General features: G+C 66.3%; 19 protein-coding genes and 1 tRNA gene. 14 read left to right on the top strand and 6 right to left on the bottom strand.

Annotation, left to right across the window (positions count from 1 at the left end; translation table 11 throughout):
- Window positions 1-12 precede the first annotated feature (12 nt).
- Entirely contained in the window at window positions 13-1,113 is a 1,101-nt protein-coding gene (gene queG / locus V6M89_RS21605; protein ID WP_332855109.1) for a tRNA epoxyqueuosine(34) reductase QueG, read from the bottom strand.
- A gap of 57 nt (window positions 1,114-1,170) precedes the next feature.
- Between queG and tsaE the strand changes: the two genes are divergently transcribed.
- From tsaE to V6M89_RS21590, 3 genes are read left to right on the top strand one after another with little or no spacing between them, the layout of a single operon-like run.
- The gene (tsaE, locus tag V6M89_RS21600) at window positions 1,171-1,656 is read left to right on the top strand and encodes a tRNA (adenosine(37)-N6)-threonylcarbamoyltransferase complex ATPase subunit type 1 TsaE (RefSeq protein ID WP_116991545.1); all 486 of its coding nucleotides are present in this window, start codon (window positions 1,171-1,173) and stop codon (window positions 1,654-1,656) included.
- The gene (locus V6M89_RS21595) at window positions 1,620-3,059 is read left to right on the top strand and encodes an N-acetylmuramoyl-L-alanine amidase (protein ID WP_332855108.1); all 1,440 of its coding nucleotides are present in this window, start codon (window positions 1,620-1,622) and stop codon (window positions 3,057-3,059) included. Before tsaE ends, V6M89_RS21595 begins: the two co-directional genes overlap by 37 nt.
- Window positions 3,060-3,075: 16 nt before the next feature.
- Window positions 3,076-3,918, top strand: a complete 843-nt coding sequence (locus V6M89_RS21590) for a D-hexose-6-phosphate mutarotase (RefSeq protein WP_332855107.1) — start codon at window positions 3,076-3,078, stop codon at window positions 3,916-3,918.
- Window positions 3,919-3,927: 9 nt separating this feature from the next.
- Here the strand turns inward: V6M89_RS21590 and V6M89_RS21585 are convergent, their stop codons facing one another.
- Window positions 3,928-4,965, bottom strand: a complete 1,038-nt coding sequence (locus V6M89_RS21585; protein WP_332855106.1) for a carbonic anhydrase — start codon at window positions 4,963-4,965, stop codon at window positions 3,928-3,930.
- 105 nt (window positions 4,966-5,070) lie between these two features.
- Window positions 5,071-5,715, bottom strand: coding sequence for a VTT domain-containing protein (locus V6M89_RS21580; RefSeq protein ID WP_332855105.1), 645 nt, complete (start codon window positions 5,713-5,715; stop codon window positions 5,071-5,073).
- Window positions 5,716-5,852: 137 nt separating this feature from the next.
- On the opposite strand from V6M89_RS21580, the gene V6M89_RS21575 reads away from it, so the two are divergent.
- The 3 genes from V6M89_RS21575 (at window position 5,853) to miaA (ending at window position 9,794) form a co-directional block, all read left to right on the top strand.
- Window positions 5,853-6,776: a peptidylprolyl isomerase gene (locus V6M89_RS21575; protein WP_332855104.1), complete on the top strand. Its 924-nt coding sequence runs from the start codon at window positions 5,853-5,855 to the stop codon at window positions 6,774-6,776.
- A 92-nt stretch (window positions 6,777-6,868) separates the two neighbouring features.
- A complete protein-coding gene (gene mutL / locus V6M89_RS21570; protein WP_332855103.1) occupies window positions 6,869-8,836 on the top strand; it encodes a DNA mismatch repair endonuclease MutL in 1,968 nt (655 codons plus the stop codon).
- Between the two features lies 1 nt (window position 8,837).
- Window positions 8,838-9,794, top strand: a complete 957-nt coding sequence (gene miaA, locus V6M89_RS21565; RefSeq protein ID WP_332855102.1) for a tRNA (adenosine(37)-N6)-dimethylallyltransferase MiaA — start codon at window positions 8,838-8,840, stop codon at window positions 9,792-9,794.
- On the opposite strand, the gene V6M89_RS21560 is transcribed toward miaA, so the two are convergent.
- Window positions 9,791-10,195, bottom strand: a complete 405-nt coding sequence (locus V6M89_RS21560; RefSeq protein WP_332855101.1) for a VOC family protein — start codon at window positions 10,193-10,195, stop codon at window positions 9,791-9,793. The two genes, miaA and V6M89_RS21560, sit on opposite strands and share 4 nt — an antisense overlap.
- A gap of 146 nt (window positions 10,196-10,341) precedes the next feature.
- Here V6M89_RS21560 and V6M89_RS21555 point away from each other — a divergent pair.
- Window positions 10,342-10,418: transfer RNA gene (locus V6M89_RS21555), tRNA-Met, on the top strand.
- Between the two features lie 60 nt (window positions 10,419-10,478).
- Here V6M89_RS21555 and V6M89_RS21550 read toward each other — a convergent pair.
- On the bottom strand, window positions 10,479-11,477 hold the full coding sequence (locus V6M89_RS21550) for an AraC family transcriptional regulator (protein ID WP_332855100.1): 999 nt from the start codon (window positions 11,475-11,477) through the stop codon (window positions 10,479-10,481).
- A gap of 139 nt (window positions 11,478-11,616) precedes the next feature.
- On the opposite strand from V6M89_RS21550, the gene V6M89_RS21545 reads away from it, so the two are divergent.
- Both V6M89_RS21545 and V6M89_RS21540 read left to right on the top strand, forming a co-directional pair.
- A complete protein-coding gene (locus V6M89_RS21545) occupies window positions 11,617-12,687 on the top strand; it encodes an alkane 1-monooxygenase (RefSeq protein WP_332855099.1) in 1,071 nt (356 codons plus the stop codon).
- Window positions 12,688-12,761: 74 nt separating this feature from the next.
- The gene (locus V6M89_RS21540) at window positions 12,762-14,252 is read left to right on the top strand and encodes a sensor domain-containing diguanylate cyclase (RefSeq protein WP_332855098.1); all 1,491 of its coding nucleotides are present in this window, start codon (window positions 12,762-12,764) and stop codon (window positions 14,250-14,252) included.
- A 14-nt stretch (window positions 14,253-14,266) separates the two neighbouring features.
- On the opposite strand, the gene V6M89_RS21535 is transcribed toward V6M89_RS21540, so the two are convergent.
- Window positions 14,267-15,031, bottom strand: a complete 765-nt coding sequence (locus V6M89_RS21535; RefSeq protein WP_332855097.1) for an AraC family transcriptional regulator — start codon at window positions 15,029-15,031, stop codon at window positions 14,267-14,269.
- A 123-nt stretch (window positions 15,032-15,154) separates the two neighbouring features.
- Here V6M89_RS21535 and V6M89_RS21530 point away from each other — a divergent pair, with 123 nt between their 5' ends.
- Genes V6M89_RS21530 through V6M89_RS21510 form a run of 5 tightly spaced genes read left to right on the top strand, consistent with a single transcriptional unit; the run spans window position 15,155 to window position 19,653 of the window.
- Complete coding sequence (locus V6M89_RS21530) at window positions 15,155-16,087, top strand: 4-hydroxyproline epimerase (RefSeq protein WP_332855096.1); 933 nt, start codon at window positions 15,155-15,157, stop codon at window positions 16,085-16,087.
- Window positions 16,072-17,190, top strand: coding sequence for an NAD(P)/FAD-dependent oxidoreductase (locus tag V6M89_RS21525; protein ID WP_442881991.1), 1,119 nt, complete (start codon window positions 16,072-16,074; stop codon window positions 17,188-17,190). The genes V6M89_RS21530 and V6M89_RS21525 overlap by 16 nt, the downstream gene beginning before the upstream one ends.
- Window positions 17,183-17,437: a 2Fe-2S iron-sulfur cluster-binding protein gene (locus V6M89_RS21520; RefSeq protein WP_332855094.1), complete on the top strand. Its 255-nt coding sequence runs from the start codon at window positions 17,183-17,185 to the stop codon at window positions 17,435-17,437. Before V6M89_RS21525 ends, V6M89_RS21520 begins: the two co-directional genes overlap by 8 nt.
- Window positions 17,434-18,696, top strand: a complete 1,263-nt coding sequence (locus tag V6M89_RS21515) for an FAD/NAD(P)-binding oxidoreductase (protein WP_332855093.1) — start codon at window positions 17,434-17,436, stop codon at window positions 18,694-18,696. The genes V6M89_RS21520 and V6M89_RS21515 overlap by 4 nt, the downstream gene beginning before the upstream one ends.
- 45 nt (window positions 18,697-18,741) lie before the next feature.
- Window positions 18,742-19,653: a dihydrodipicolinate synthase family protein gene (locus V6M89_RS21510; protein WP_332855092.1), complete on the top strand. Its 912-nt coding sequence runs from the start codon at window positions 18,742-18,744 to the stop codon at window positions 19,651-19,653.
- Window positions 19,654-19,725 lie beyond the last annotated feature (72 nt).

The following is a 19,725-nucleotide window of genomic DNA, read 5'->3' as shown; positions in this document are numbered from 1 at the left end:
GTGTAGCGCAGTTCAAGCGTGGCAGGCCAGCGCCCATTCGACGTGCTCGCGCACCAGTTCCGAAGGGTGCTCGCGGCGCGCCGTCAACGCCGCCACGATGGCCGCATCGCCCTTGGCGCCGGCCGCCGCCGCGTTGCCCAGGCCGACCGCGATATTGCGCAGCCAGCGCTCATGGCCGATGCGGCGTATCGGGCTGCCTTCCATCTTGCGGTTGAACTCTTCCTCGGTCCAGGCGAACAATTCCACCATCGAGGCGCTGCCCAAGCCGTGGCGCTCGTCGAAGTCCGGCAGCACCGCGCGCTGCGCGAACTTGTTCCACGGGCAGGCGGTCTGGCAATCGTCGCAGCCGTAGACGCGGTTGCCGATCAGCGGCCGCATCTCCAGCGGGATCGCGCTTTTCAGTTCGATCGTCAGGTAGGACACGCAGCGCCGCGCATCCAGCTTGCCCGGCCCGAGGATGGCCTGGGTCGGGCAGATGTCGATGCACGCCGAGCACTGGCCGCAATGACGGCCGGTCGGCTCGTCCACCGGCAGCGGCAGGTCGACCAGGAACTCGCCCATGAAGAACATCGAGCCGGCGGTGCGCGACAGCAGCAAGGTGTGCTTGCCGCGCCATCCCAGGCCAGCCTTCTCCGCCAGCGGCAGCTCCATCACCGGCGCCGAGTCGGTGAAGACGCGGTAGCCGAAGTCGCCGATCTCCGCCTTGACCTTGTCGGCCAGCTGCTGCAGGCGCGCGCGCAGCACCTTGTGGTAGTCCCTGCCCCGCGCATAGACCGAGATGACGGCGGCGCCGGGATCGGCCAGGCGCCGGGCCTCGCGCTCGCGCCAGTCGTTGTCGCCGCCGGTTTCCGTGTCCCTCGGCAGGTAGTTCATGCGGGCGCTGACCACGCGGATGGTGCCCGGCACCAGCTCCGCCGGACGGGCGCGCATCATGCCGTGGGTGGCCATATAGTCCATTTCGCCGTGCATGCCGGCGTCCAGCCACGCCTGCAGGCCGGCCTCGGCGTGACTGAGGTCGATGTCGGTGATGCGGATTTCGGCGAAGCCCAGCTCCACACCCCAGCGCTTGATGCTGAGGGCAAGTTCGGCTAAATTGGTTACTGGCAGGGACATCGGTAGCAGGTGGCGGTTACAATGGCTGGCGATCCAACCAACACGACATTCTAATTGATGCAGCACTTCCAAGCCCATCTCCATGACGAAGCCGGCACCGCCGCCCTGGGCACGGCCCTGGCGCGCGCCCTGGCGCCCGGCCTGGTGATCTACCTGCACGGCGACCTGGGGGCCGGCAAAACCGCCCTCACCCGCTCCCTGCTGCACGCCGCCGGCCATGTCGGCACGGTCAAGAGTCCGACCTACACCCTGTCCGAACCGTATGCAATCGAGCTCGACGGTCGCAGCGTCAGCGTGATCCATTTCGACCTGTACCGCATGGGCAGCCCGGAGGAATTCCTCGACGCCGGCTTCCGGGAAGACTTCAACGGCGACAACATCTGCATCGTCGAATGGCCCGAAAAGGCCGACCGCGTGCTGCCTGCCGCCGATATCAACCTGTTTCTGACTGTGGCCGGCAACGGCCGTGATGTAGAATTGCAGGCGTCCACCGCACTGGGTAACTCATGCCTTCAACGCCTCAAATTCGCCCCGAACATGTAAACAGCAAGGCTGTTTCGCGCCGCACCGTGCTCAAGGCCGGCGCCACGCTGCTGCTTTCCGTGGTGGCGCCGATCCGCGCCTACGCCGCGCAGATCCTGGCGGTGCGGGTCTGGCCGGCGGAAGACTATACCCGCGTCACGCTGGAAAACGACGCCGCGCTCAAGGCCACGCACTTCATCGTCAAGGACCCGGAGCGCATGGTGGTCGACATCGAAGGCCTGGAGCTGAACCCCACGCTCAAAAGCCTGGTCGCCAAGATCCAGTCCAACGACCCGTACATCAAGCAGGTGCGCGTGGGCCAGAACCGGCCCAACGTGGTGCGCCTGGTGTTCGACCTGAAGGAAGAGATCAAGCCGCAGGTGTTCACGCTGGCCCCGGCCGGCAACTACAAGCACCGCCTGATCTTCGACCTGTATCCGGTCAAGCCGGTCGACCCGATCGCCGCGATGATCGAGAAAGGCGACTGGTCGGGCGACGGCAAACCGCCGCCGTCCGGCGCCGCCGCCACCGGTAGCGCGCCCAAGGGCGACATGCCGCCGCTGAAGCCGTCCGAAGCCGACGCCATCGCCGCCGCGCCGCAAGCGCAGCTGGAGGCGCTCAAGCCCAACACCAAGGCCGAGCCGCGCGCGGAACTGAAGAACGAACTGAAAACCGCCGAAGCGCAGACCCGCACCGACAAGAACGGCAAGCTGATACGCATGCTGACCGTGGTGCTGGATCCCGGCCACGGCGGCGAAGACCCCGGCGCCTCGGGCAAGAACGGCAGCCGCGAGAAGGACATCGTGCTGGCCATCGCCAAGCGCCTGAAGGACAAGATCGAGGAATTCCCCAATATGCGCGTGATGCTCACGCGCGACGGCGACTACTTCGTACCGCTCGGCACCCGCGTCGACAAGGCCCGCAAGGTGCAGGCCGATTTGTTCGTCTCGATCCACGCGGACGCCTTCGTGCAGCCGACCGCGCGCGGCTCGTCGGTGTTCGTGCTGTCGGAAAAAGGCGCCAGTTCGTCGGCTGCGCGCTGGCTGGCGGACAAGGAAAACCTGGCCGACACCATCGGCGGCGTCAACGTCAAGACCCAGGACCGCCAGCTGGCCAGCGTGCTGCTGGACCTGTCGACCACCGCGCAGATCAACGATTCGCTCCGGCTGGGCAAATCCGTGCTGGGCGAGATCGGCGGCATCAACCGCCTGCACAAAGGCTCGGTCGAGCAGGCCGGCTTCGCGGTGCTGAAGGCGCCGGACATACCGTCGATCCTGATCGAGACCGCCTTCATCTCCAACCCGGAAGAAGAAGCCAAGCTGCTCGACGACGGCTACCAGAACCAATTGGCCGATGCCATCGTCAAGGGCATACGGCGTTATTTCGCGAAGAACCCACCGCTGGCAAAGAACCGGCTGACCTGATTAAAACGGACGAGACATGGCTGTCATAGCAAACACGGAATACGGCGCACTGCCGGCGGTACAAATCACGGCGGCCGACGGCAGCCAGGCGACGGTGTCGCTGTTCGGCGCCCACCTGCTGTCCTGGAAAACCGGCGACGGCAAGGAGCGGCTGTTCGTCAGCTCGCAGACGCCGCTGGACGGCAGCAAGGCCATACGCGGCGGCGTGCCGGTGATCTTCCCGCAGTTTAATGTGCGCGGCCCCGGCCTGCGCCACGGCTTCGCCCGCGTCAGCACCTGGCGCCTGACCGGCAGCGGCGGCGACGGCGGCCAGTCCTTCCTCGAATTCAGCCTGAATCAAGACGACCTGGCGCCGGAACACGCGCAAGCCTGGCCGCACGCCTTCGAACTGACGCTGCGTTTCACGCTGCACGGCGAGTCGCTCGACGCGCAGTTCACCGTGCATAACAGCGGCGCGCAGGAGTTCCCGTTCGGCGTCGCGCTGCACACCTATTACGACGTCGGCCAGCTGGCCGCGACCAGCATCAGCGGCCTGCAGCACATGCGCTGCACCGATCATCACCAGGAAACGCTGACGCAGGAGCATCCGGCACTGCACTTCACCGCGAAGCTGGACCGCCTGTACCAGTCCACGCCGACGCTGACGCTGAACACGGCCAACGCCACGCTGCGCCTGGAGCAGCAAGGCTACGATAACTGGGTGGTGTGGAATCCAGGCCAGGACGACGCCAAGGCGCTGGTGGACCTGGCGGATGACGAGTATCTGCGTTTCGTCTGCATCGAACCGGCGCGTATCGACCAGCAGCAGCTGGCCGCCGGCGCCACGTGGACCGGCAACCATCGCATCACTGCGGATTAAGTTGGATCTTTAGTTCGACTCTTTGACGATGCGGCCGGAACCCGGCTGGATAGGCCGCGCATTCAATGGATAGAGGCGGCTGAACAGCGCCAGCTGCGCCGGCGAGGCCTGCACCGGCTCCTTCATCACCAGCCACAACACGCCCTCGGAGCACGGCGGCGTGGTCAGCGAACCCATAAACGTGAAGTAGTCGCGGCGCGCCGGCAGCAGGTCCAGCGGATCGAGCACGGTCGATGGCGCCAGCGTTTCCAGCTTCTCCAGCGGCAGGTTGTTCCACACCGTCTGGATCACCGGCTGCGGCTTGCCGCGCTCCAGCAGCAGCGCCAGCACGGCCAGCTTGCCCTCGCCGTCCTTGTGCACCAGGTGCACCACCATCTCGTAACCCTTGCCGTTGATGCGCTCCTCCGACGGCCGGTGGAAATGGAACTGGATCAGCTCATACATGCGGTTGTTGACCGTGATGAAATTGCCGCCGCCGAGCATGACCTGCACCGTGTGGCCGTTGTCGGTCACGTTGAACGAGGACGGATGGTAATCGAAGGTAATCTGTTCCAGCTCGACCTTCATGCCGTCGCGGATGTCGATCGGCGACTGGCGGTTGCCGGTGCCGCACTTGGCCCACTCGGGATTGATCTTGCCCCAGTTGGCCGGGCCGTTCTCGCCCTCGTACGACCAGACATTGCTGTACACCTTGGGCGCGACCGGCGCGGCGGCGGCGACTTTCTTGGCCTTGGCCGCCGCGGCGGCGCGGGCTTGCTGGTTGGCGCGCATGATGGCCAGGCGCGCCGCGATCTTGGCCGACAGGTCGGATTCCGCCTCGGCCTCGCGCTCGCGCTCGGACATCTTGCGGGTCGGTGACGAGCCACTGGAAGAACCGCCGGAAGCGGAAGCGCTGGAAGAAGCTGGACTATTCGGACGGATGGACGGAATCGACCCGGTAGCGCCACCCACCGCCGATTTCGTCGAAGGCGAAATCAGCGGATCGTTTGCAGCGCTAGCGGTCGCGAAGACGCAGCAGCAGGCAATCAGGGTGAGGAGAGTACGCATGTGTATCCAGAAAGAAGAGAATTACACACTGGTATACGGATGCATTTGGGCAAAACTTGAGCGGGCCGAGCCTTTCCTGAGGACTTTATTTACAAAACATCACGCTCAGCGGCCCAGCATGCGGCGCGACAGCTTCCACATGCCGCCCAGCGCCATCGGCACCACGGCAATGCCGACGCCGAACAGCACGATCTCGGTCAGGTGTTCGCGCACGATGGCGATATTGCCGAAGAAGTAGCCGGCGGTGGTCAGCAGCACCACCCACAGCACGGCGCCGGTGATGTTGTACATCTGGAAGCGGGCATGGGTCATGTCCGACACGCCGGCCACGAACGGGGCGAAGGTGCGCACCACCGGCACGAAACGCGCCAGCACGATGGTCTTGCCGCCGTGTTTTTCAAAGAAATCGTGGGTGCGGCGCAGCGCATCCTTGTTGAGCCAGCGGTAATCATGGGTGAACACGCGCTGCCCGATGGCCTCGCCTATCCAGTAATTGAGCGTATTGCCGGTGACGGCCGCCGTAATCAGCAACATCATCAGCAGGAACAGATTCATTTCGCCCAGCGCGCACAGGGCGCCGGCAATGAACAGCAGCGTATCGCCTGGGAAGAAGAACAGTACCACCAGCCCGGTTTCGCAAAAAATAATCGCGAACAACACGGCATAGACCAAGGTTCCGTATTGCTGAATCAGCACTTCCAGTGTTTTGTCGACATGAAGGATCATGTCAAAAAATTGCATAAAATCCATATTCTTCCCATAAAGTCTGCGCCGGAATCATACACCACCCTTGCCCCGGTCGCGGAAGTTTCCAGACCGGTGATAAGCAGTTTACAATCCCCCGAGCGTCCGCAACAAGCAGGCGCGACCAACCAAGGAGATAATGGATGTCCCTGACCCACCCGTTCCGCGCCCTTCCCCTCTCCGCCCTGGCGATCAGCCTGGCCAGCCTGGCGCACGCCGCCGACCTGCCGGTCCGCCCCAGCGCCGGCGACATCGTCAAGCTATCCAAACCGGCCGACTGGCGTCCGCTGGACCCCAACAACACCCTGTACATGGAGCTGGCCAGCGGCCGGGTGGTGATCGAGCTGGCGCCGGATTTCGCGCCGCAGGGCATCGCCAACATCAAGACGCTGGTCAAGGAAGGGTATTTCGACGGCCTGGCCATCCTGCGCTCGCAGGATAACTATGTGGCGCAGTGGGGCGACCCGAACGCCGAGACCAAGCCCAAGTCGCTGGGATCGGCCAAGGCCAAGGTGCCGGGCGAGTTCACGGTGCCGATGGCGAACGACAAGCGCTTCGTGCGCCAGCAGGACGCCGACGGCTACGCGCCGCAGATCGGCCATTCCAACGGTTTCCCGGTCGGCCGCGATCCCAAGGCCAAGACCACCTGGCTGGCGCACTGCTACGGCATGGTCGGCGTCGGCCGCGACAACGACACCGACAGCGGCAGCGGCGCCGAGCTGTATGCCGTCACCGGCAACGCGCCGCGCCACCTGGACCGCAATATCACGGTGGTGGGCCGGGTGGTGTCGGGCATGCCGCTGCTGACCGGACTGCCGCGCGGCAGCGAGGCGATGGGTTTCTACGGCGCCAACGAGGCCCGCATGCCGATCAAATCGGTGCGGCTGGAGGCCGACGTGCCGGAGGCGGAACGCAGCCACCTGGAAGTGATGCGCAGCGACGCGGCTATTTACAAGGACGTGGTCGACGCGGCGCGCAACCGTGGCGGCCCGTGGAACAAATTCACGCCGCATTACGTTGAGCTGTGCAACGCGCCGATTCCGGTGCGCGAGCATCCAAAGGACTAAACCCACAAGCAAGGGGTCTGACCCCGCCGGGGTCAGACCCCTGTCTCCGCCGTGCGGGGTAATCGGGCGCGGCGAACAGTTATAATCTCGTGATGAACGCGCCCGACACTTCCCCCCGCACTCCCCGCCCTATCCAGGCCCTGCCTGACCAGCTGATTTCGCAGATCGCCGCCGGCGAGGTGGTCGAACGGCCGTCCGCCGTGGTCAAGGAGCTGCTGGAAAACGCCCTCGACGCCGGTTCCACCCAGATCACCGTGCGGCTGGAGGAAGGCGGCGTCAAACGCATCGCCATCACCGACAACGGCCGCGGCATCCCGCCCGAGCAGATGCCGCTCGCGCTGGCGCGCCACGCCACCTCCAAGATCGCCTCGCTGGACGACCTGGAAAACGTCGGCACGCTGGGCTTCCGTGGCGAGGCGCTGGCCTCGATCGCCTCGGTGGCCGCCGTCACGCTGACCTCGCGCACCGCCGACGCCGCCCACGCATGGGAAATCGTCGGCTCGCACAACGGCGCGGTGGCGCCGTCGTCCGGCGCCCAGGGCACCACGGTCGACGTGCAGGACCTGTACTTCAACACGCCGGCGCGCCGCAAGTTCCTCAAATCCGAGCAGACCGAATTCGGCCACTGCGCCGAAGTCGTGCGCCGCATCGCGCTGGCGCGGCCGGACGTGTCGTTCTCGCTCAGCCATAACGGCCGCACCATCGATCACTGGAACGTCAGCGAGATGGCCAAGCGCAGCGCCCACATCCTCGGCGACGGCTTTGCCGAGGCGCGCCTGCCGATCGACGAAAGCGCCGGCCCGCTGCGCCTGCACGGCTACGCCGGCCTGCCCACCGCCTCCAAGGCGCGCGCCGACGGCCAGTTCTTCTACGTGAACGGCCGCTTCGTGCGCGACAAGGTGCTGGTGCACGCCGTCAAGGCGGCCTACCAGGACGTGCTGCACGGCGACCGCTTCCCTTCCTACGTGCTGGCGCTCGATCTCGATCCGGCGCTGGTGGACGTCAACGTCCACCCGTCGAAGATCGAAGTGCGCTTCCGCGACAGCCGCGCGGTGCACCAGTTTGTGTTCCATGCGGTGCAGCGCGCGCTGGCGCAGACCTCGGCCACCTCGCACGGCAGCGTGCCGTCGCCGCTGCCGGCGGCCGAAAGCCTGGGCAGCTCGACCTGGCGCGGCGAACAGACTTCGTTCGGACCGCTGCTGGCGCCCGACTATTCGCCGACGTTTTCGCCGTCGCCATTCGGCTCGCGTGACGGCGGCGCAGGCGGTACAGGTGCGGGTGCGGGCGCCGGCTTCGGCGCGCCCCGCTTCGGCGGCAACGACGGCGGCATCGCCCAGAGCACGGAAAAATACGGCGCCCTGTTCGGCGGCTCCGGCCCCGTCACCGGCTACCGCGCCGAATCGGACATGGCGCTGCCGCAGGCCAGCCCGTTCACCGTCTCTTCGGCCGCGATGGCGCAGGAAGAGTTCCCGCTCGGCTTCGCGCTGGCGCAGCTGCACGGCATCTACATCCTGGCGCAGAACAACAAGGGCATGGTGCTGGTCGACATGCACGCCGCGCACGAGCGCATCCTGTACGAACAATTGAAGACCGCCCTGGACAGCCGCGTCGCCGGTGAAGAAATGCAGGTGCAGCCGCTGCTGATCCCCGTCACCTTCTACGCCGACACGGTGGAAGTGGCCACCGCCTCCGAACACCAGGAGACCTTGCAGGCATTGGGCTTCGACATCGCCACGCTGTCGCCGACCACGCTGGCGGTGCGCTCGGTGCCGGTGCTGCTGAAGAACGCCGACGCCCAGACGCTGGCGCGCGACGTGCTGCGCGACGTGCGCGAATTCGGCGGCTCGCGGGTGCTGATCGAGCGCCAGAACGAGCTGCTGGGCACACTGGCCTGCCACACGGCGGTGCGCGCCAACCGCATCCTGTCGACGCAGGAGATGAACGCCCTGCTGCGCCAGATGGAAATCACCGAACGCGCCGACCAATGCAACCACGGCCGCCCGACCTGGGTGCAGGTGGAAATCGGCGCGCTCGACAAGCTGTTCCTGCGCGGTCAATAAGATGAACACTCACGTTTCAAAACCGCTGGCGGTCGCCATCATGGGGCCTACGGCGTCGGGCAAGACCGCGTCCGCGCTGGCCATCGCGCAACGCATTCCGTCGGAGATCATCTCGGTCGATTCCGCGCTGGTGTATCGCGGCATGGACATCGGCACCGCCAAGCCCACGCGCGAAGAACGCGCCGCCGCGCCGCATCACCTGATCGACATCATCGATCCGCTCGATTCGTATTCGGTGGCGCAGTTCCGCAACGATACGCTGCGGCTGGTCGACGACATCGTCGCGCGCGGCAAGCTGCCCTTGCTGGTGGGCGGCACCATGCTGTACTTCAAAGGCCTGGCCGACGGCCTCGACGACCTGCCCGGCGCCGATCCGGCACTCCGCGCTGAGCTGGAAGAAGAAGCCGCCCGCGTCGGCTGGCCGGCCATGCACGCAAAACTGGCATTGCTCGATCCCGAAACCGCCGCCCGCCTGGCGCCGGCCGACGCGCAGCGCATCCAGCGCGCGCTGGAGATCTGCGCCCTGAGCGGCAAGCCGATGTCCGAACTGCTGGCGTTAAAAGAGAAGACCGAGCTGCCGTTCGATCTGCTGTCGTTCGCGCTGGAGCCGTCGGACCGCGCCGTGCTGCACCAGCGCATCGCGCGCCGCTTCGACATCATGCTGGAAGAAAGCCCGGACGGTAACCTGATCACCGAAGTGGAAGTGCTGCGCCGTCGCGGCGACCTGCATCCCGGCCTGCCGTCGATGCGCTGCGTCGGCTACCGCCAGGCGTGGGAATACCTGGACGGCACCATCGACTACAAAACGATGCGCGAGACCGGCATCATCGCCACGCGCCAGTTGGCCAAGCGCCAGCTGACGTGGTTGCGTTCCATGCCGGAACGCGTGGTGCTCGACTGCCTGGGCGCCGATCCGGCCAGCGCGATGCTGGCGCAGATCGCCGAGAAGCTCGGTTAGGTTTTCGGCGGTGCCGAATCCATATAAATGATTTCCCACAAATGGCCGTCGAGGTCCTGGTAGCCGTGGCCGTACATGAAGCCGTGGTCCTGCGGCTCCTTGTAGGCGCTGCCGCCGGCTTCGATGGCCTTGTTGACCATGGACGTGACCTGCTCGCGTGATTCCACCTGCAGGCAGACCAGCACCTCGGTTGAGGTACGGGCGTCGCAGATCGGTTTCGGCGTGAAGCCCTTGAAGCGCTCCTCGACCAGCAGCATGACGAAGATATTCTCCGCCACGATCATGCAAGTGGCGCTGTCGTCGGTGTATTGCTGGTTGAAGGAGTAGCCCAGATGCGTAAAGAACCGGACCGAGGCGGCCAGGTCGCGCACGGGGAGGTTCACAAAGATATTGGTCGCCATATCGTCTCCGTTAAAAAAATGTTCACACCCAGCGAAACAGCATACCAATTTGACTATCTTTTGGCGACGCGATTCAAAATTTTAAAAAATTTTCGGAACGGTCGTTGACAGCGAAGGCTCCAACCCCCATAATGCTGGGCGTTGCAGGTGATATAGCTCAGTTGGTTAGAGCACAGCATTCATAATGCTGGGGTCGGTGGTTCAAGTCCACCTATCACCACCAAGAATTTCGAAGGGCGATAACTCGATGAGTTATCGCCCTTTTTGCTTATGCGCGACGCGTTCAGCGCCGCGCCGACGGCGGCACCGACTCCCAGCGCTTGAACGCGCGGCGGAAATTGGCGACGTCGGTGTAGCCCAGCGCGTAGCTGATCTCCTGCACGCTCAGCTGGCCGGCGCGCAGGTATTCCAGCGCCAGCATGCGGCGCACCTGTTCCAGTATCTGCTTGTACGAGCTGCCCTCCTCCAGCAGGCGCCGGTGCAGGGTGCGCGGCGTCATGCACAGCAGCCGCGCCGTCAGTTGCAGCGACGGGAAGCTGGTGCGCTGCTCCAGCATCAGCCGCTGCACGCGCGCGCTCAGCGAGACTTGCGCCGCCAGCTTGTCCAGCTCCCGTTGGCAGATCTGCACCGCGTGTCCGAAGGTGGCCGGATCGCCCACCCGCAACGGCACGTCGATGGCCGCCGACGGCAGCACCATGCCGGTCCAATCCTGCCCGTACTGAACCTCGCAGCGGAACAGCTCCCGCGCCAGCGGCGCATCGTCCGGCGCGGCGAACTGGAAGGCCACGCTGCGGCATTGATACGAGCCGCGCGCGATGAAATCCAATACATTCTTAAACGCTAGCAGCGCCGCCTCCAGCACCGGCCGCGCGATATCGCCCAGCGGAATGCGTTCATGCAGGCGCACGCGGAAGTCATCGCCCTGCTGCGCGAAATCGATCGAGATCATCGTCGTGCGCAGCATGAAGAAACGCTCCAGCAGCTCCAGCGCCTGGCGCAGCGTGGCGCTGTTCATGGCGGCGTAGCCGAGGATGCCGTGGGTGTGCTCGCGCATGCGGTCACCCACCAGCAGGCCCATGGCCGGCTCGCCGGTGAGCGCCACCGAATCCAGCACCAACTGGCGGAACACCGGGAAGGACACGGCCAGCTCGCCGTCGTCCAGCTGCTCCGCGCGCAGGCCGCTGCGCGCCAGCCAGTCGCCGACGTCGCCGCCCATGCTGCCGATTTGCTCGGCGATCTGGCGCAGGTAGCTGCTTGCCAGCGTGTGGTCGTTTGCCTGCATGGGGAGCGCCTGAATGAAGAGCGATCAATTGAGATCAATCGATTGTCAATAAATAACCCCTGCATGTCAATCCGGCACCTCCCTTGGACGCAGCTGCGCTGCCTACAATGGACGTAATAACAACAAGGAGACCGCGTCTATGAACGTCCTGCACTACCTGAAATTCTGCCTGTTCCATGTGATCGGCCTGCTGGCCGCCGCCGCGCTGTACGCGGGCGGCGACACGATAGCGGCCTCGCTGCTTGGCGTAGTGCTGTTCTACGTGCTGGGCGACCTGCTGGGCGGCGACGATCTGAGCACGCCGTCGCTGCGCCACCACGCCATCCTGACCGGGCAACTGTGGCTGGCGTTGCCGCTGCTGCTGCTGATCGTCGGTGCGTCACTGGACAGCTTCATCGCCGGCCGCTACGCCACGCCGGTCCAGCTGGCGGCCGCCGTGCTGCTGACCGGGCTAATGATAGGCATGATAGGCACCATCACCGCGCATGAACTGGTCCACCGCACCAAGGAGCCGGCATCGCTGCTGATCGGCCGCTGGCTGCTGGCCTTCAGCTTCGCCACCGGCTTCGCCATCGAGCATATGTACGGCCACCACCGCTACGTCTCCACCCGCGAGGACCCGGCCACCGCGCCGCGCGGACGCAACGTCTACTGGCACATCGTCTGCTCCACCATCAAGGGCAACATCAGCGCGTGGACACTGGAACGCAAGCGCCTGGAACGGCGCGGCCATCGCCAGTACAGCTGGCACAATATGGTGATACGCGGCCACCTGATGAGCGTACTGCTGCTGGCCGCCGTTTGGTACTGGGGCGGCGCCGCGGCGACGCTGTTCTTCGCCGCCTGCGCGCTGTGGGGCAAGGCGCTGCTGGAGGTGGTCAACTACATGGAGCACTATGGGCTGGTGCGCAATCCGGCCAGGCCGGTGCAGCCGCGTCATTCGTGGAACACCAACAAGCGCCTGAGCTCCTGGACCATGTTCAACCTGACGCGCCACTCGCACCACCACGCGCGCGCCGGCCTGCCGTACGAGGAGCTGCATCCTTATCCGGATGCGCCGATGATGATAGGCGGTTATCTGTCGACCATCCTGGTGGCGCTGGTGCCGCCGCTGTGGCACCACCTGATGACGCCACGCCTGCAGGCCTGGGACCGGCACCAGGCCAACGACGAAGAACGCGCACTGGCCGCCCAATCCGGCAGGGATTGACAGCGCTGCCGTTGCGGGGCAATCTAGCGTGAACCGACCGCCGCGCCGGTTGCCTCCCTCCGCAAAGGCAGCTGATGATCAAACGTGCCACCTTCTGGGAACGGCCTGGCTGGCTGTTCTGCGTACTACTGTTCCTGCTGCATTTCGCCAGCGTCAAACTGACGCTGTTCTGCGCCGTCACGCCGGAAAAAGTGGTGGTGGTCTGGCTGCCGAACGCGGTGCTGCTGGCGGCGCTGGTGCGCTTCAACGGCCAGCGCGCGCCGCTGATGGCGGCGCTGACCTTCAGCTCCGACATCCTGGGCAATCTCGGCACCTTCCCCCTGCATGAAGCGATTCTGCTCAGCGTCATCAACCTGTTCGAGGTGATGCTGTCCTTCCTGCTGATGCGCCGCAGCGGCGCCACCTTCCGCCTGCAACGCACGCAAGACCTGCTGCGCTTCGTGGTGGCCGGGCCGATCGCCGGCACGCTGGCGGCCGCGCTGATGGCGGCGGTGGTGATGCAGCAGGTCGGCGGCGATACCACGCCCTACCTGACGCTGGCCCGCCTGTGGTGGTTCGGCGACGCCCTAGGGCTGCTGATCTACACGCCGATGCTGCTGGCCTTCACCTACCCGCCCCGCCAGCGACGGTTGCGCACATGGCTCGACGACGCCAGCCTGGCGCTGACGCTGATGCTGGCGACGGCCGTGCTGTTCGCCCAGGGCGGCGCCATCGACGGCTTCCCCGTCACGCCTACCCTGCTGCTGCCTGCGGTGGCGGTCATCGCCTTCCGCTTCGGCATCCGCATGACGACGCTGTTCGTGGCCCTGATTTCGCTCGGCATGGCGATGACGATGACGGCCCACTTCAAGCCCTTCGGCGACGTGCCGGTGTACCTGGAAACGCTGCACGCCCAGGAGTTCATCCTGACGCTGTGCATCGTCGGCATCGGCTTCGCCGTCATGCTCAACGAACTGCGCATGCGCGAGCGCGAACTGGAAAGCCGGGTACAGGAACGCACGCGCGAACTCGAACAATCGAACCAGCTGCTGGCCGCGATGAGCGCCACCGACGGCCTGACCGGCATCGCCAACCGGCGCCGCTTCGACGAGATGCTGAACGCCGAATGGAGCCGCGCCTGGCGCGGCAGCCAGCCGCTGGCTGTGGCGATGCTGGACGTCGATCTGTTCAAGCAGTACAACGACCACTACGGCCACCAGGCCGGCGACGAGGTGCTGCGCATGGTGGCGCAGGCGCTGGCCGCGCAGGTGCGACGCAGCGGCGATTTCGTCGCGCGCTACGGCGGCGAGGAGTTCGCGCTGATCTCGCAGTCGACCGATGCCGAACATGCTCAAAAGATGGCGGATCTGGTGTGCCAGGTGGTCGAGGCGCTGCACATGCCGCATGCCTTGTCGCCCTACGGCGTGGTCACGGTCAGCGTCGGCGTCGCCGTGACGGTGCCGGACGCGGACAGCGCCGCCGCCGACCTGCTCAAGCAGGCCGACGCCTCGCTTTATCGCGCCAAGCAGATGGGCCGCAACCGCGCCGAGATGGCCGACATCCGCGACATCCGCCTGCCGGTATGAGCGCACTCACCGTTCTAGCCGCCCTTGCCGGCCACCGCCAGCTGGCGGTACTGGGTGGGCGTGACGCCGGTGGTGGCCTTGAACTGGCGGGTGAAGGCGGAATGGTCGCCGTAGCCGCAGGCCTGGGCGATCTCCGCCACGCTGGCGGCGCCCTTCAGCAAACGCGAGGCGGCGTCGACGCGGGTCTGGATGATCATCTGGCGCGGCGTCAGGTGGAAGATGCGCAGGAAGTAGCGCTCGATCTGCGCCACCGACATATTGGCCGTGCGCGCCAGCTCGGCCAGAGGCAAGGCCTGGCCGTATTCCTGGTGGATCAGGTTCACCGCCGCCGCCACCTTGCGGTAGGCGGGGTTCTTCTTGTCCGCCATCGCCAGGTCGCGCGACACGCCGGTCAGGCCGACGATGCGGCCGTCGGCGTCGCGCAGCGCGGTCTTGCGCGTCAGGCACCAGCCGGGATCGCGGTTGGGATACAGGTGCAGTTCCAGCTGGTCTTCGATATCGCTGCCGCCGGCCAGCACCGCCATGTCCTGCGCCAGGTAGGTCAGGCCGAACGGCCGCGCGAACACCTCGGCCGGCGTGCGGCCGATCAGCGCCGCCTTGTGCCGCTGGCCGCAACGCTGCACCAGCGTCTGATTGACCACCACATAGCGGCACTCGACGTCCTTGACGAAGAAAACCACGTCCGGCAGCGCGTCGAACAGCGCTTCGGCAAAGAAGGGATCGGCGATGCCCGTGCCCAGGGCGCGGCGGGCGTCGTCGTGAGGGAGTTCTTTATGCATGAAGGCGATTGTGCCAGCGGCGCCGGGCGGCGTCTCCTGTTTTATCGCCGTTGTGCAGATTTCGTCATCGATCATGCGCAGGACGTGCAAGACAACTAACCTCAGGAGGCCTAAGATTTGAGCATGAAAACCATCTCCATCATCGACTCCCACACCGGCGGCGAACCGACCCGCCTGGTGACCGACGGCGGCCCGGAACTGGGCCAAGGACCGCTTAGCGAGCGGCTCGCCCTGCTGAAACGCCAGCACGACCGCTTCCGTTCCGCCGTGGTGTGCGAACCACGCGGCTCGGACGTGCTGGTCGGCGCGCTGCTGTGCCAGCCCTACGAGGCCGATTGTGCCGCAGGCGTCATCTTCTTCAACAATGTCGGCTACCTCGGCATGTGCGGCCACGGCACCATCGGCCTGGTCGCGTCGCTGGCCTTCATGGGCCGCATCGGCGCCGGCCGCCACCGCATCGATACGCCGGTGGGCGTGGTCGAGGCGGAGCTGCACGCCGACGGCAGCGTCACGGTGGACAACGTGGCCTCGTATCGCAGCCAGGCCCAGGTCACGGTCGAGGTGCCGGGCCACGGCCCGGTCACCGGCGACGTGGCGTGGGGCGGCAACTGGTTCTTCCTGGTTTCCGGTCATGGATTGGAACTGGGGGTTGGTAACGTCGAGGCGCTGACCGCCTACACCGTGGCCGTCGGCGCGGCGCTGGAAAAGGCCGGCATCACCGGCGAAGGCGGCGCGCTGATCGACCATATCGAACTGTTCGCGCCATCGCGCACCGGCGCCGACAGCCAGAGCTTCGTGCTCTGCCCCGGCAAGGCCTACGACCGCTCGCCTTGCGGCACCGGCACCAGCGCCAAGCTGGCCTGCCTGGCGGCCGACGGCAAGCTGGCCGAGGGCGCGCTGTGGAAGCAGGAGAGCGTCATCGGCAGCGTGTTCGAAGCCTCGTACCGCTATCGCGGCGAACAGCTGATTCCCAGCATCCGCGGCCGCGCATGGGTGAACTCGCAGGCGCAGCTGATCCTCGATCCGACCGATCCTTTCGTATGGGGCATCCGGTGAACAACCAAGACGTGATCGTCATCGGCGCCGGCATCGTCGGTGCCGCCTGTGCGGATGCGCTCAGCCAGCGCGGCCTGCGGGTGATGGTGATCGAACAGGACATGCCCGGCAGCGGCGCTACCGCCGCCGGCATGGGTCACCTGGTGGTCATGGACGACAACCCGGCGGAGCTGGCGTTGTCGGCGTATTCGGTCTCCTTGTGGAATTCGCTGGTGGGCGACCTGCCGCAGCGCCACGAGTACAGCCGCTGCGGCACCATCTGGGTGGCCGCCGATGAAGAAGAAATGGCGGCGGCGCGCACCAAGGCCGACACCCTGTCCGCCTACGGCATCGCCTGCGAACTGCTGGCGCCCGCCGCGCTGTATGCACGCGAACCGCAATTGCGCACCGGCCTGGCCGGCGGCCTGCTGGTCCCCGGCGATGGCCTGGTCTATCCGCCCAAGAGCGCGCGCATCCTGCTGGACCGGGCGATCCGGCGCGGCGCCACCACGCTGCGCGCCAGCGTCGCCGCCATCGAAGACAACGGCGTGCTGCTGGCCGACGGCGCGCGCCATCAGGCGCAGCACGTGGTGCTGGCCGCCGGTTCGCGTTCGGCCACGCTGCTGCCGGAACTGCCGGTGCAGCCCAAGAAGGGACATATCGCCATCACCGACCGCTATCCCGGCTTTGTCCACCATCAGCTGGTGGAACTCGGATACATCAAAAGCGCCCACGCCGCCAGCGGCGACTCGGTCGCGTTCAATTTGCAGCCCCGTCCTACCGGACAAGTACTGATCGGCTCCTCCCGCCAGTTCGACACAATCGACCTGGCGGTGGAGCCGGCCATGCTGCAACGCATGCTGCGCCATGCCGCCGCGTTCACGCCAGCTTTGGCGCAACTGAACGTGCTGCGCTGCTGGACCGGCCTGCGCGCCGCCACGCCGGACGGCCTGCCGCTGATCGGCCCCCACGCCGCGCGGCGCGGACTGTGGCTGGCGACCGGACATGAAGGATTGGGCATCACCACCTCGCTGGCGACGGCGCAACTGCTGGCCGGCCAGATGACCGGCGACGGCACGCGCATCCCCGCCGCCCCATATTTACCGGGACGCTTCAATGACTGACGTCGTCCTCAACATCAACGGCCACGACATCCATGTGGCGCAAGGCGTCAGCGTGGCGGCGGCGATCGCCATGGCCGGCAGCGCCATCACCCGGCGCTCGGTCCGCGGCGCGGCGCGCGCACCCTTGTGCGGCATGGGCGTGTGCCAGGAATGCCGTGTCACCATCGACGGCCGCATGCACCAACTGTCCTGCCAGACGCCGTGCGCCGACGGCATGCGCGTGACCACCGGCGAGGTCCAGCCATGAGCCGCTACGACGTACTGGTGATCGGCGCCGGACCGGCCGGATTGGCGGCCGCGCATGCCGCCGTGGCGCACGGCGCCCAGGTCGGCCTGGTCGACGACAACCCGCTGGCCGGCGGCCAGATCTGGCGCGGCGGTCCCGAGCAGCAGCAGGACCAGCGCGCGCAAAGAATGTGGAGCGACCTGCGCGCCGCCCCCAACCTGACCTACCTGCCGCAGACGCGTGTGCTGTACGCACCGGCGCCGCAGCAGCTGCAAGTGCAGACGCCATCGTCGTCGGCCACGCTGCACTACGAAAAACTGATACTGGCCACCGGCGCGCGCGAGCGGCTGCTGCCCTTCCCCGGCTGGACGCTGCCCGGCGTGACCGGCGCCGGCGGCTTGCAGGCGCTGGCCAAGGGCGGCTATCCGGTGCAGGGCAAGCGCGTGGTGGTGGCGGGCAGCGGCCCGCTGCTGCTGGCGGTGGCCGCGACGCTGCGCGCCAAGGGTGCGGAGATCGTCGCCATCATCGAGCAGGCGGCCTTGCCGGCACTGGCGCGCTTCGGCTTCGGCCTGCTGGCGACGCCGTCCAAGATCACCCAGTCGCTGCAACTGGCCGCGCAGCTGAAAGGCGTTCCGTATCTGCGCGGCAGCCATGTGCACTCGGCGCTGGGCGACGGCACGCTGCAATCGATCCTGGTCCAGCGCGGCGGCGCGCGCGAGCTGGAAGCGCTGCAATGCGACTACCTGGCCTGCGGCTACGGCCTGCTGCCCAACGTCGAACTGGCGCAGGCGCTGGGCTGCGTCACCGCATCGAACAACCGGCAAACGACGGTGCTGGTCGACGATGACCAGCTGACTTCCGTGTTCGGCGTGTACTGCGCCGGCGAAGGCACGGGCGTCGGCGGCGTGGACCTGGCGCTGGCCGAGGGGCGCATCGCCGGCCTGGCGGCCACCCGCCAGCTCACCGCCGCGCGGCAGCTGTACCCCGAACGCGCGCGCTGGAAGAAATTCGCGGCAAGGCTGGAGCGCGCCTTTGCGCTGCGGCCGGAACTACTGAAACTGGCCGGCGACGACACCATCGTCTGCCGTTGCGAAGACGTCTGCCACAGCGAGCTGCGCACGCACACCAGCTGGCGCAGCGCCAAGCTGCAAACACGCTGCGGCATGGGGCCGTGCCAGGGACGCATCTGCGGCGGCGCCACCGAACTGCTGTACGGCTGGCGGCCGGATGCGGTGCGGATGCCGATCTCGCCGGCCCGCATCGCCAGCATCATCGATTGATCATTACCGTCATAACAACCACCGATTCATCACAAGGAGAACAGCATGGCAGCAGCAAAATGGGAAGGGGTCTTCCCCGCAGTAACGACCAAGTTCAAAGAGAACGAGGACCTCGATCACGCAGAGATGGAAAAGCACTTCAACTTCCAGATCGACAGCGGCGTGCACGCGCTGCTGACCTGCGGTTCGCTGGGTGAAGCCAGCACGCTGTCGTTCGACGAGAAGCTGGCCGTCACCAAGACCGCGCTGAACGTCGCCGCCGGCCGCGTGCCGGTGCTGGTCAACGTCAGCGAAACGCGCACCGCCACCGCCTGCCGCTTCGTCGAGAAGGCGCATGAGATGGGCGTGCAAGGCCTGATGGTGATGCCGTCGGTGCTGTACGCGGCCGATTCGCGCGAGGCGATGGACAACCTGCGCATCATCGCCAAGGCGGCGCAGCTGCCTATCATGGTCTACAACAATCCGGTCTCCTACAAGGTCGACCTGACGCCGGAAGACTTCAAGGAACTGGCCGATTGCGAATGGATCGTCGCGATCAAGGAATCGACCGACAACGTGCGCCGCATCACCGACCTGCGCAACGCCGTCGGCAACCGCTACCAGCTGTTCATGGGCGTGGACGATCTGTCGTTCGAAGGCCTGGCGGTGGGCGCGGACGGCCTGCTGGCCGGCCTGGTGGTGGCCTTCCCGAAAGAGACGGTGGCGCTGTACAAGCTGATGAAAGCCAAGCGTTGGGATGAAGCGCTCAAGCTGTACCAGTGGTTCATGCCGCTGATGCACCTGGACGTGTCGACCAAGCTGGTACAGAACCTGAAGCTGGTGGAAACGCTGGCCGGCGTCGGCAACGAGTTCGTGCGCCGTCCGCGCCAGCCGCTGCAAGGCGCCGACCGCGCCCGCGTCACGGCCGTGGTCCAGCAGGCGCTGGCCACCCGTCCGGACGTCAGCACGCTGTTCTAAAACTTAATCCGGGGTCAGGTCCCCCATTACAGCATGAGCTCGGCGGGTACAGCCGAGCTCATGCTGTAATGG

The sequence above is a fragment of the Duganella sp. S19_KUP01_CR8 genome, from assembly GCF_036688705.1.
GTDB lineage: Bacteria > Pseudomonadota > Gammaproteobacteria > Burkholderiales > Burkholderiaceae_D > Rugamonas.
Note: the sequence above shows the minus strand (reverse complement) of the source record. Positions and strands in the feature narration are given on the sequence as shown.